Annotated in this window: 8 protein-coding genes; 2 read left to right on the plus strand and 6 right to left on the minus strand. The window is 40.7% G+C overall.

Features of this window, described 5'->3' with window-relative positions; translation table 11 throughout:
• Positions 1 to 7: 7 nt before the first annotated feature.
• From cyoD to ACM2FC_RS02010, 5 genes are all read right to left on the minus strand, one after another.
• Positions 8 to 322 (minus strand): cytochrome o ubiquinol oxidase subunit IV, encoded by a 315-nt coding sequence (gene cyoD, locus ACM2FC_RS01990; protein ID WP_498479146.1) that lies wholly within the window; start codon positions 320 to 322, stop codon positions 8 to 10.
• Complete coding sequence (gene cyoC / locus ACM2FC_RS01995; RefSeq protein ID WP_498479147.1) at positions 322 to 936, minus strand: cytochrome o ubiquinol oxidase subunit III; 615 nt, start codon at positions 934 to 936, stop codon at positions 322 to 324. The genes cyoD and cyoC overlap by 1 nt, the downstream gene beginning before the upstream one ends.
• Positions 926 to 2950, minus strand: a complete 2025-nt coding sequence (gene cyoB, locus ACM2FC_RS02000) for a cytochrome o ubiquinol oxidase subunit I (protein ID WP_498479148.1) — start codon at positions 2948 to 2950, stop codon at positions 926 to 928. The genes cyoC and cyoB overlap by 11 nt, the downstream gene beginning before the upstream one ends.
• A 4-nt stretch (positions 2951 to 2954) precedes the next feature.
• Complete coding sequence (cyoA, locus tag ACM2FC_RS02005) at positions 2955 to 3860, minus strand: ubiquinol oxidase subunit II (RefSeq protein ID WP_498479149.1); 906 nt, start codon at positions 3858 to 3860, stop codon at positions 2955 to 2957.
• A 535-nt stretch (positions 3861 to 4395) separates the two neighbouring features.
• On the minus strand, positions 4396 to 5052 hold the full coding sequence (locus ACM2FC_RS02010; protein WP_498479150.1) for an HAD family hydrolase: 657 nt from the start codon (positions 5050 to 5052) through the stop codon (positions 4396 to 4398).
• Between the two features lie 453 nt (positions 5053 to 5505).
• On the opposite strand from ACM2FC_RS02010, the gene ACM2FC_RS02015 reads away from it, so the two are divergent.
• Complete coding sequence (locus ACM2FC_RS02015; protein ID WP_498479151.1) at positions 5506 to 6219, plus strand: phytochelatin synthase family protein; 714 nt, start codon at positions 5506 to 5508, stop codon at positions 6217 to 6219.
• A gap of 227 nt (positions 6220 to 6446) precedes the next feature.
• Here ACM2FC_RS02015 and ACM2FC_RS02020 read toward each other — a convergent pair whose 3' ends face one another.
• Complete coding sequence (locus tag ACM2FC_RS02020) at positions 6447 to 7859, minus strand: DASS family sodium-coupled anion symporter (protein WP_498479152.1); 1413 nt, start codon at positions 7857 to 7859, stop codon at positions 6447 to 6449.
• A gap of 809 nt (positions 7860 to 8668) precedes the next feature.
• Here ACM2FC_RS02020 and ACM2FC_RS02025 point away from each other — a divergent pair.
• Complete coding sequence (locus ACM2FC_RS02025) at positions 8669 to 13243, plus strand: hypothetical protein (RefSeq protein WP_498479153.1); 4575 nt, start codon at positions 8669 to 8671, stop codon at positions 13241 to 13243.
• Positions 13244 to 14054: the final 811 nt, after the last annotated feature.

The raw sequence follows: 14054 nt of genomic DNA on the forward strand, positions 1-14054 counted from the left end.
CCTTCTACTACATCATCATATTGTCGTTGAGGTTCACCATGATCCAGATTGAACCACCAATCAGGATCAGAACCACAAGCGCGGTAAACACTAGCGATATAATACTCCAGCGTCCATCTTGTGACTTCGCTTCTAAGTGCAAGAAGTAGTAGAAATGAACGAGAACCTGAATAATTGCGCAGCCAAACATCAGTATGTACGTGATGTGAGTTGGCAGCGATTTTGTCGCTACAAAATAAAACGGAATGATGGTTAAAATCAGTGATGCGATAAAACCTTTTACGTATCCCTGAACGCTTAACTCGGTGGTTTCGTTGCTCATTACATTACTCCCAACAAGTAAACTATGGTGAAGACACATACCCAAACGATATCAAGGAAGTGCCAGAACAAACTTAGGCAGCTAAAGCGTGTTTCCATCATGTCATTCAAGCCTTTGCTGTTTAGCTGGAAGTAACATGTTGCTAGCCAGATCAAACCGAAAGTAACATGAAGACCGTGGGTGCCAACTAGGGTAAAGAACGCCGAAAGAAACGCGCTACGCTCAGGGCCATAGCCATCAAGAATCAAATGATGGAATTCGTACAGTTCCATGCCGATGAACCCAGCGCCTAGTAGGAAGGTCACGATCAACCACAGTTTCAGGCCAGCAATGTGCTTACGACGCATCGAAATCATCGCAAAACCAAAAGTAATACTACTAAACAGCAGCAACATCGTTTCTACGAATACAAAAGGTATTTCGAAGATATCTTTGCCGGTGGGACCACCGGCAGTTGCATCCATAAGTACTGCAAACGTTGCGAATAGGCTCGCAAACAATATGCAGTCGCTCATCAAGTAGATCCAGAAACCAAACAGTTTGTTCTTTTTGATCTCTTGAGCGTGATGATCATGATCGTGGTCATGAGCGTGAGTCATAGCGTTAGTTTGCATAGCTCACCTCCATATCGTCTTTGTCTTTTTTCAGAGCTTCAGCTTGTTTCAGCTGTTCTCTGCGTTCGGCTTCTATCTGTTTAATTTCTTCAACAGGTACGTAGTAATCTATGTCTTCGTTGAAGCTGTGCTTGATACACATAAAGATGATGCCAACAAAACTTAGGCCAGCTAACCACCAGATATACCAAATCATTGCGAAACCAAATACCAAAGCAAGTGCTGAGATAAAGAAGGCAGAGCTTGAGTTTTTCGGCATATGAATTGGTTCATATTCCTGCTCTTCCATTGGGTTGAACTCACCGCGTTGTTTTTGATACCAGAATGCGTCGATTTCGCCGCCTTCAGGGATCTTGGCAAAGTTATAGAACGGTGGTGGAGATGATGTCGACCATTCAAGAGTTCGAGCATCCCACGGGTCACCGGTAAGGTCGCGGCGGCTCTCGCGAGTGCGAACACTGACGATGATCTGGATTGCTTGGCAAAGAATACCTGCCAGAATAACTGCCGTACCAAATGCTGCAACAGCAAGTAGTGGGAAGTATTCAGGGTTGATGTTTTGGCTCAAGCGACGCGTCATGCCCATAAAGCCAAGTGCGTATAGTGGTAAGAAAGCCAAACAGAAACCGATCACCCAGCAGTAGAACGCACGAGCGCCCCATTTTTCACAAAGCGTAAAGCCTGTTGCTTTCGGGAACCAGTAAGTGATACCAGCAAAACATCCGAATACAACACCGCCGATAATTACGTTGTGGAAGTGAGCGATAAGGAATAACGAGTTGTGAAGAACGAAGTCTGCACCCGGTACCGCCATTAGTACGCCTGTCATACCACCGATAGTGAAGGTGATTAGGAAGCCAACTGTCCACATCATTGGAGTCGTGAAGTAGATACGACCCTTATACATGGTGAATAGCCAGTTAAAGATCTTAACCCCGGTCGGTATGGCAATGACCATGGTGGCGATGCCGAAGAAGGCGTTCACGTTTGCGCCTGCACCCATTGTGAAGAAGTGGTGTAGCCATACAACGAATGCCAAGATGGTGATAACGACTGTTGCCCAAACAAGAGATGCGTAACCAAACAGCTTTTTACGTGAGAAGGTCGCAACCACTTCCGAGAACACACCAAATACTGGAAGTATCAGGATATATACTTCTGGGTGGCCCCATGCCCAAATTAAGTTGATGTACATCATCATGTTGCCGCCCATATCGTTAGTAAAGAAATGGAAGCCTAGATAACGATCAAGCGTCAATAGGGCAATGGTTACCGCCAAAATTGGGAATGAAATAATGATCAGGATGTTTGCACATAGTGATGCCCAAGTGAATACTGGCATCTTCATCAGCGGCATACTTGGTGTGCGCATGCGTAGGATGGTCACGAAGAAGTTAACACCTGTCAGAGTGGTACCAATACCAGATAGCTGCAGTGCCCATATCCAATAATCGACCCCGACTCCAGGGCTTGCTTTGATGCCCGATAGAGGAGGGTAAGCCAACCATCCTGTTTGACCAAACTCACCAACAAACAGTGACATGTTGGTCAAGATAACACCAACAATGAACAGCCAAAAACTGAGGTTATTCAGGTATGGAAATGCCACGTCTCGTGCACCGATCTGTAAAGGAACAACGATGTTCATTAGACCGATTACAAGAGGCATTGCTACGAAGAAAATCATGATAACGCCGTGAGCGGTAAAGATTTGATCGTAGTGGTGTGGTGGCAAGTAACCCGCTTCACCAGCCGATGACAACAGCTGTTGGCTGCGCATCATGATGGCATCGGAGAAACCACGTATAAGCATGACCATAGCGACGGCTATGTACATGAAACCAATTTTCTTGTGGTCGACGGTAGTGAACCATTCTTTCCACAAATAAGTCCACTTACGCTGAATAGTTACGTAAGAGAGTAAAGCAATACCAAGAATGGCAACAACAATAAATGTTCCCACCAAAATTGGCACGTCGTATGGGATTGCGTGTAGACTCAATCTTCCAAACATCAGATTATCCTTCGGTAGTGTTCGTGCAAGCTTTATCAGATGCGCTCATATTCATTGCGCCAGGGAACTGGGTCACAATGTCAGAGAATAAGTACGGCGGTACATTTGAGAAGTACGTAATCGGCGCATTGATAGTCGGTTTCGCTAGTTCTTGATAGGCATTAAAGTCACTAAGCGTTTTAGGGCTTGCTTGTACTTTCTTCACCCAGTTATCGAAAGTTGCACGATCAGCTAGTGCATGTGCTGTAAACTTCATATCTGAGAAACCTTTGCCGCTGAAGCTTGCTGCGATACCTTTGTAGTCGCCTGCTTCGTTTGCGATTAGGTGCAATCGTGTCACCATGCCCGGCATCGCGTAGATCTGGCTACCTAAGCGAGGGATGAAGAACGAGTTCATTATGTTGTCAGATGTGATCTTAAACTCGATAGGTGTGCCTTTCGGGAAGGCTAGGTAGTTCGTAGTCGCAATGTGCTGTTTAGGGTATATAAACAACCACTGCCAGTCCAAAGAAACGACTTCGATCGTCATCGGCTTAACGTCACTAACAAGGGGCTTTGAAGGTGATAGTGCGTGAGTTGACCGCCATGTGATCGTACCCAATATCAAAATGATGATGAGTGGAACTGTCCAAACCACCACTTCAACTTTGGTTGAGTGTGACCACTCAGGAGCGTATTCAGCATCAGAATCTTTACGAGCTCTATACTTATAAGAGAACCAAATTGTCATTAAAATTACAGGTATAACGACAATTAACATAAGTAACAGAGCAGTAATGATAAGGTCTTTTTCCTGAACGCCGACCGCACCTTTTGGGTTTAGCAGCGCAGAATTACATCCGGAAAGCAAGAGAACCATACCCAGTCCCACTACTTTTAAAAGGATGCTTTTTATTTTTGAAGCTTCCATTAACTTTCTCAATTAGTTTAGATAACAAGACATACGGTCTTGATAGCCAGTTTTAGTTATTAGAATGTTTATCAATTGGGTGTGTGTATTGATGTGATGTTGATTGAATGGTCAATAAGTAAGTATTCACACGGCAAAAAGAAGAATGTTGTTACATATTAAACATTCGTCGAAACACATCGTTACAACCGCCGCATTATCCTTACATTATTTGGCAAGCTCACCACTCACAAATGAGATCTAAGATTTTAATTGTCGATAAATTGCCTTGATTTTACTCAATAAAACCATGGTTAGTTTGCAGGTATTACGGATAAAGCTAGGCAGAGAAAGGGCAGAGTGCTATGCAAGTAGAGTAGGCATGTGTGCGGTATAATGTGATGTAGATCGTTATGTTAATCGCATGTTTCAAGTGTTAAGGTTTTATATTTGGGATGTTCATCACAAAAGTAATTCAAGGTAGATATGACCGCATCAGTGATCTGCGGTCAGAAAATGTGGTTGAAATCAGATTATAGAGTCAGTGTTTGCAAAATTAATCGTGTCGATTCTTTAGCTCAGTTAGCACATCGGTTAAAGATGGTCTGATTTTATGCCCTAGCTCAATAACATCTGGGGTAGGTTCAACAAGGTCTGGGATCTGATACGCGATAGTGTTAGCCGCAACAGCAGCTCTAATGCCGTTATTTGAGTCTTCGAAAGCTAAACACTCTTGCACCGAGACGCCTAATCTATCAGCGGATAAGAAATAAATTTCTGGATGCGGCTTTCCGTGAGTGACTTCGCACCCTGTACTTAAACTGACAAAATATTTCTCTAACCCAGCCAGTTTTAGCTTGGTTTCCGCAATCTGACGCTGAGTTGAAGTTGCGACTGCGATGGGAATTTGGTGTGAACTTAGCCAGTCAAGAAGCTCAAAAACCCCCTGTTTTACTGGAATAGCTTGATGTAGCACGATGGCGTTATAGCGTTTTTCCCATTCAAGATGTACCGCGAGATAATCCTTGGGGCCATAATATTTGGTAAGGATTTCTTCACAACGCTTAGAGTTGCATCCAATAATACTCAAGTAAACGGATTCAGAAAAAGGAAGGTTGAGAGCTTGGCAGGCTTGCTCAAATACTGTTTTGCAGACTTGCTCGGTGTCAAGCAATAGACCGTCCATATCGAAGATAGCTGCTTTAAATTTCATTGCGTATTCGCTGACTATTGAACTCAAAGCGCTATTGTTACATAGAAGGTATGTACTAGTAAGCAGGCTAATCAATTTGAAATAAATGGGCAATGAGTACTCCACCCTTGGCAGAGTACATTGAAGTTTGCGCTTTGTGTTTGCATCGAATTAAAGAGGCTGGGCAGTCATAGCAGTGCCTGTCCCGATACCTTCTCTACCTCTGTTACACAAGGTCTCCTGATTTTCGGGTAAGTTTCATACACAGGCTCCAGTGCGTCAACTTTTCAACAGGGCCATATTCAGCTGTAAGTTTCTTATTTTTGTGATTTTTTCGTTAAATCATTAGTTTTTATTTAACTTGTCTAATTTTACACATATAAAACAGACTTTAATAATCTCACGAGAAAATCAACGCAAGTTCACCTAATGTGTTGAATCGTGAATTGGCTAGTTAATAATAGTGAGGAACTGATGACAAGGCGTTTTACAACTGTATGTATATTATTTTTATGGGCAATTTCTATCTCCGCATTTGCAAAGCCGCTCCCGTTGCCTGACAACTTAGTCGCAATTAACACCCTAAAAGGGGAGCAGCTTTTTGAACAGAGTGAACACAAGACTGCTTTTTGGTATTTAATGCCATATTTTGTTACCCAGAAAAATCTAACATATTGTGCTGTTGCCAGTTCTGCCATGGTGTTGAATGCACTGCAAGTCAAAGAGCCTATTTCAGCCATTTATCAGCCGTATGATTTAGTCACGCAGAATAACTTTTTTACGCCCGCAGTGATGAAGTACATAACTCCAACCAAAGTGAATATGCATGGAACCACTTTAGACCAAATGGCCAATGCACTTTCAACTTATGATGTGAATGTCACGAAAGAGTATGGTAATAAAGTCAGTGAATCTGAGTTTAGAAAAATTGCTGAGAAAAACGTTTCGAGCAAAAATAGCTTTATCTTGGTGAATTTTTGTCGTTCCTATCTAGGAGAAAAAGGGTGTGGTCACGTCTCTCCATTGGCGGCGTATAACAAGAAAAATGACAGCTTCTTGTTGATGGATGTTTCAAGATACAAATATCCACCAACTTGGATAAAAACGAAAGACTTATACAAGGCGATGTCGACAGGACTGGATAGTGAGAGCAAACTGCATCGCGGCTTTGTGATAGTGTCAAAGTGATAAAGTGACGGAAGGCATTGCCTTCTATTTCCCTTGAACCATCTTGCCTATTAATATTGCTGAGAAAGGTATCTGACCAATTATGTATTGGTCAGATACTCTTTGTATGGCAACTTAGGTAGTTTTCTGTGCATCACGACAGTTATAAATGATTTGTGTTGGGTTGGACCATATCAACGATTTGGAGTCATGATCCAATTTTGGGTAAGAATTTATGAACGTAGATATTACCAAAGATTTAATACTTTCCACCACATAACACCTACACTGAACCATATTATGATATTCACAATCACAGCAACAAGCCCTACGCTCCACCAAGATTTAACTGATACATATCCTGAGCCATATAATATAGGTGCTGGTCCAGCTGCATAATGGGTAAGTCCTCCCATTAAGCTGCTTGCTATACCAAAAGAAAATGCGGCTAATGCTGGTGGCGTTCCCATATGTATAGCTATTGCAAGAAACGGGATATAAAAAGCGGTTATATGAGCCGTAATACTAGCGAATAAATAGTGGGAAAATATGTATACCAAAACCAACAAGCCAAATGCCTCTGGCCAAGAGAGTAAATCTATTGGGCTATACTCTACAAGTCGAGCTATCCATTCAAATAAACCTTCTGAGTAAAGAAAATCAGCCATCGTTATGATCGTTGAGATCCACACAATAGTTTCCCAAGCGGCTTTTTCTTTTAACACATCTTCCCAAGTCAACACTTGTGTTAACAATAAAATCGCTAATCCAATAAATCCCGTTGTGGTTATTCCAACACCTAAATATGCATGGCCAGCTGTCCATAGCAAAATAAGGATTGCAAACGTAGTCGTCACAATCCATTCATTTTTCGATAACTTGCCCATTTCATGCAATTTCTCTATGGCGAGATCTTTAGCCTTACTCGTATCTTTAACCTCTGGTGGAGAAATTTTATATATTACCCATGGAATAATGACTAAGGACAATATACCTGGTACTGACGCGGCTAAAGCCCAATCTCCCCAACTAAGTTCCACTTGATTGTTTGATGCTAATTTAACAATGAGAGGGTTTACAGCCATCGCTGTAATAAACATTGCACTTGTTATTGAAGTCACCTGATAAGCACACTTAATTAAGTACGAACCGAGTAACTTCTCCGTTTTTTGCTCTGGAGAACTTCCGAAATTTCTCGATACTGAAGACAACAGTGGGTAGACAATTCCACCACACCTTACGGTACTAGAGGGAATAACAAAGGCAAGAATAAGGTCGGTCAACGCAAAACCATAGCTTAACCCGAGAGAGCTTCTATTAAACTTAGACATAAAGTAGTAGCCAATCCTTGTACCCAACTGAGTTTTGACAACACTTCTTGATATAAAAAATGCCGAAGCAACCAACCACACTACTGGATGAGATAATCCGCTAAATGCTTGGCTTTCGTTAAGTGTCTTAGTAGCAAGCATAACGGTCAGCGCTAAAATAGCCGATACACCGATTGGAATAGGTTGTAATATAAGCAACAATATTGTTGTAATAAATATCGAAAACAGATGCCATGTGGTTGAGTTGATTGCTTCAGGGTGAGGAATAACCCATATAACAACTCCAATGACAAGGATTAATGTAAGTTTATTGTAATTTATAGTCTTCATTAGTACACCACTTTATTAAAAGAACCTTTAGAAACGGATTTCTCTGTATTCGTTTAAGTATTCAATGAGTACACTTCTTTCTTGGCCTTTAAATTCCTGCGCTACCGCACCTTCTAGATCAATAATCAGATTTGGACATCTTCATCAGGCACCTTGAGTAAAGGAATTTGTCTTCGCTGCATGCTTTCATGACTCATCACTGTTACTATCTAAAAACAATATAAGTGGTAAGAAAGCTATAATTTTATTCAATGGTTCACAATCCGATATTTAAAAAGTAGCTTTTGAAAATTGAAAACAATGAAAATATTTATTTATTTACAATAAGTTAAAAAGATCTAAATTTGTCCGATAATCATGCCATCCTAAATTGCATTAGATGAGATAGTGCCACGACCTAATTCTTCTTTCCTTACCACGATTATGTTTATGTTACTTTTTGCTGTTTTAAGTGTTACAGCAAAGAAGAAAGTGCTGCCCTAGTAGCCCCCCACATAAGTGAACTCATGAATAAAGATTTGATTGATATATTTTTATTATTTGTTAATTGATTTTCTATTTTATTTATTAATAGGTTCTTTTTTGTAGCTAAACGATAATCGTTATAAATATTATTTGTTTGATGGTAAATAATACCTGTAACTTTTATTTACAATTTATAGGTAATGTTCCCATTGGTTTGGTTGTTGCTTTGAAGTTTTAATTTTTGATAATGAGATCTTCGTTGATTTATTGATTTTATTTTATATATATATTTTTTTTGTTTTTTTGGGACCGATCCCTTTTGGTTTTTTTAAGGATAAATGACAATGGCTTGTAATGATAGAAACGGACACTTTTTACTGAGTTTACGCAATAAGCTCTGTAAAACCATGGATAAAGCACTTAAGAGTAAATCGTTAAAGAAAAAAGAGCTGTCATGTTTTGACGCTTTAATTTCTCGTCGAACGTTTTTAGTCAAAAGTGGCCAGTTTGCCGCTTTGGGTGCGTTGGTCAATAGCGGAATGATGCCCAGTGCTTGGGGCATGCTGAATAACGACTTCGCAAGTAACCCAAGTGACTTTGGTATCACCTCAGCGGATATTCAAGGGGAAGTGACCGCCTATCGATTGGCCTATGGCACCGAGCTCTACACTAAAATAGTCTCTGATAGTAACTATGAACCTTATGTTCCCAGCTCCTCAGACAATACTTATACCCAAATTGCAGCATTTGAAGGCTTTAATTACGGACAGTTACGAGTCCAAAGTAATTTAGAGTCTACAAGCCCCACTGAAGAGACTTTTATCGATACCGATTGCAATTATGGAGGGATGGAGTTTGCCAAACTCACCTATGAGGATGACAGCAAATCCTCAACTTGGGGACTAGAAATTCTTACCCAGAACAATGAGGTCAATTCTGACGAAGATGACGATAATTATGGTGGGGCTTACTCTCGTTCTTTTATACCGTATTCCGAATTTAAATACGGGTTGTCAAAAAAAGAAGAGGGAGCAGAGCTGCATATAAAAAGCTTACATCACCCTTTGCACAACCGAATTGATGCCAGCACTGGAAAAATGTTGGGTGTGCAAGCTTTTTATGTCGGTGGGGGGCTTTCAACGAAAATTAACGAAAACTATTTGTGTATTCGTTGGATGTCTGCAACCCCAAGTTTAAAAGGGGACGACTACTCAATCTCCGACTGGACAATTATACCGCTCGCTGATGTAAGCAGTACGAGTGGTAGAATGATAAAAGTGGATACTTACACTGATATTAACGGCCAAACATTTTTGGCTTTATGCCCTGAGAAGGGAGACTTCACCTATATTATTACCATCAGTGGTTGGCATCAGCTCTCCACGTACCGTTGCTACACAGGTGTAATAAATTATAAAGATGAAAAGGCGTCTCTAACACATGTCGGTGTCGATGACAATGGTGAATATACGTTCAATATTGTAATACCTTATGATGAACCGCGATCATCTTACTTATTTACTGCGCAAGATAATGGAATGGAGGATTCAGCGTCATTCAACGAAACGAACGTCAGTTTTATTTCTAGGAGTTTCAATAAGTCCCATTTAATTGAGCCGAAGGGCATAGATCTTAACTACATTGGTAAAAATTTAAAACAGATACACAATTGCTATGAAATTGCGACCACACCCGTTTGGCTTTACGCCGATACAGAAAATGAAGTTGAAACGGAAGCCATTATCAAGATAGCAATATGCCGAACAACAGAAGACAGAACCTATGTGGCCTTATTGGCGTTTGATAAAAACGATGGGGCGTTGATTGGCCATCGCCGCGTTTATACCCCAGATATACTGAACAATATTTCATACCCACAAGAACTGACGGGTGGGTTCAGTAAATATGGCCATTTTACCTTTTTTGCTCGAGATGCTGATGGGAATCTGCAGATGTTTAGGCAAAAAGCGGAAGAAAGCCTCTCCACTCCTTACACTGCGTCCGTATTCAGTGCGTATTTTTGCTCTGCAAGCAACGAACCCTATAACTTCAATAAGTACGGCAAAGTTCCGCAGTTAGAGTGTTCCATGACTTTTAATGGTGGAAGCGCTGATGGAAGCTCTGAATATTGTGGCTTTTTTATGGGAAATAATTTCTCCAGCATTCAGTGTACACCTCGATTCAATGAATCAGCCGAATACATGGCAATGAAGAAGGATACCTACACGAAGAAATTCAAAGTCGTATCCGTTCATAACAAAATGGTTGAAAAAACGTGGGTCACTTCACCCATTACTTTAGCCATGGGATTAACAGCATCTCAAAAAGAAAAAGAGTGCTATAGCGCCAAGATCATGCCGACCAGTGGCTATGGTTCCAATGTGGCACTGACTGATGACCAATACCTAGAAATTCGTGGTTTTGCTCCCATGAGAGTGATTGTGAATGATGGTCGAGCCTATAACATCAGTCGAACCAAATCCGCTCTGATCAAGGACACGCAATGTGATGGCTCGTTCTGTATCAGTATATTGGCTGAAGAGCAAGGTTTGGCTTGTCGGATTTCGGCTCGAATCATTGATGTGAGCACCTTAGAAACTGGCAGCGATGCGGCTTTACTTCAAGACCCAAGTGGTGCGGGTATCACCTCACCTTGGTTTGACATTAATCTTGCTGAAGAATCAACCGCTCGTTTAAACGATAAGGAGTACAACAATGTTACGACGATAAAAACGGAAGCGACCAAACAAAATCTTGAGTTTACGCCAGAGGCGAAAGCTTCTGGCGCAGATTGCTACACTTCAATTCAAAACATCAATGCCGCTCTTGCCTCAGCTCTTATTAACTTAACAAGCCCAACTGAAGACGCTGACTCGGTTCAATCAGGGTTGTATTCTGCGAATGAGGGGTTGATTGATCCGTTAATGACCTTGCATATTGTTGACTCAGCGAAATTGGCGGCAATTCCATCTAGTAATAGTGCTACTAGTTTTACGTTTGATGAGAACGGTGCCCTTGTGATTTCCTCGGGCAGTGTATCTGAGCAAAAACTCACTGGTTTTTGGGACAAAGCACTAAAATGGACTTGTGATATTATTCATGTTATCAAGAATGTGGCGACTATTTTTATTCCTGGAGCAGGGCAGATAAAGTTGGCTATAGATGCAACGAAAGCGTCGTTTGAAATCACTGAAGAGTTTTTGCACTCTTTAGGGATCGATGAATTGGATGATGCGCTTGATGTCATCGATGGGGTGATAACGTCTGCAGAGCAACTCGTTGATTTAATGTCGATGGTGTACGTAAGGATCTGTCCACTTGATCAATTGCTTAGCGTCATTCTCACCATTATTGACTTACTTGTTCACCTGCCACAAGTTAAACGTTGTATCAACTCCGCGCAAACGATGATGAAAGATTTAGGCGATTACGCCTATCAGCTTTCAAGCGAGTCGGTCAATAATGTCAAAAAGCTGCAGAATTTGGTCACAACGCATTTACCGAAAAATGTGCAATTCACGGACTATCAAGGTCCTTGTGATGGGGTTGGCGCGGATATTATTCATTTCCTTGATGAAACCATGCAAAGGATCATGAACTCGATCATGAATTGCCCGTTCGTGCAAGAGTTTTTGAAAATATTCACTTGGATAGTCAAAGCGGTCGAATGGCTCGTAGATAAGACACTCGAAATAACCAGTCCGATACTGTTTGAAGACTTAGACTATGACCCAACAGCTGTTACAGAGAAAGTGTTGACGTCCTCCTATTCAATGTTGCTGTCGAGCGACGACGTGTTGGCAAAAATTATTGATACTATTTTAAACTTTGGTGCCGATATCGAGCATTTTCCTGATATTGCTTTATCTATACTGGATGATATCAAAGATAGCATTTATGAAGGAATTGATTGGACGTTCGAGTTGTTGATCGACGTCATGACCATGTTGTATGAAGCGGCGCATTCCGCTTGGAGTCAATCATTCATTAAAATCCAAATTCCCATTGTGACCGCTTACGTCAAGTTATTTGGTATCGATCTCTCCATACATACCAGTTTGTCTGACTTCAGTGGGATGGTTTTCGGTGTGTTTTACTGGTCTTTCCAACGCAAGTTGACTGGAGAAACGGATACTACAGTTCCAAGCATTCCGATGCCCGAGCAACGTGATTCGGTTGCAGTAGAGCGTCCAGTACTTACCAGTGACGGCATTGATTATGATGCATTTGCGTTAGCGATGGGGTGGTATGGCAATACCATCAGTCATATATTTAACGGCCTCTGGTACGCCGATCAACACCGGAAACTTTTGGCTGCGGGGGATTTACTTGAGAGCGTAGTAAAAAGTGAGTGGAAGTCTAATATTTCCCAGATTACCGATGTTAGTATGTGTATACTTGCGAACATTCATGCGACGATAAACTTAGCTCGATGTTTATGGTTTACCATACACAATGAATTAGAAGGAGGGCTAGACACCATAGCTCAGTTAGGGGTCGGTTTAGATTGTGCTGGCTCTTTTTTCTTTAGTCTTTTTATGATTCCCCTTAAGAAAAAGCTTAAAAATCCAGATTTTCACATCGGTAATAAGGACAAATTCTGGAGACGCTGGTGGACTGTAAATCTCACTCGACACTGCGTAGTGGAACTGCTGGGCTCAATCTTATATTTTGCTAGTGGACCAGACGATCCTGCCGAGATTTGTTTTCATCTTGCTGAAAAAGCGCAAGGGTTAACAGTACCGATTAAAGATTTGACCGATTATTTTAACGACCCTAACATGACCATGCTAACTATGGAACAAGTCGACAAACTTGAATCACAGATTATAAAAACGAGACTACCCGTGTTTTTGACCTGTGAAGCGCTTGTCGGTATCAATACTATAGCTCTGATGGCTAAGTCGGCAATGATGTAAGTTCCCCGAAAAAGAACTGCTGTCCTCAAAATTTGAGTACTTGTAAAAACTAGTCGGCCATCAAATGCCTACACCCATCATTTGGTGACCGATTAGTTAATAAAGCTAACCCCACAGTCGCTCTACTGACTCATTTCCTCAATGGTCAATTCGATAAAATTGAAACGATCAAAGTGCTTAGAAAGTACTATCAAGGAAAAATACTATTTGCTTCCGATATCAAGCAATGTTTGTTGTAATTTATAGTCTTCATAAGTACACCACTGTATTAAAAGAACCTTTAGAAACGGACTTCTTGATATTCTTTTAAGTATTCAATGAATACACTTCTTGCTTGGCCTTTACATTTCAGCGTTACCAGACCTTCCAGAACAATAATTACATTTGGGTGTCTTCATCAGGCCCCTTAAGTAAAAAATTTGTCTTCGCTGTATATTTTCAAGCCTTATCACTGCCTCTAACTAAAAATAATATAAGCCGAAGGAAAAGTCTAACTGTATTTAATCGTTCACAATTCGATATTTAAAAAGTTCCTTTCGAAAATTGAAAACAAAAGAAACATGCATTTTCATCGAGTCCTTTGAGTAAAAATATTGTCTCAGATGTATATTTTCAAGCCTTATCACTGTCTGTATCTAAAAGTAAACATAAGTCGCAAGAAATTTATAACTGTATTTAATGGTTAACAACTCTATATTTAAAAAGTAGATTTTGAAAATTGAAAAAAGAAACATGCATTTTTATTAGGCCTTTTGAGTAAAAAATTGTCTCAGATGCATATTTTAAAGCCTTATCATTACCTATGTATAAA

The organism is Vibrio sp. A37, assembly GCF_059777565.1.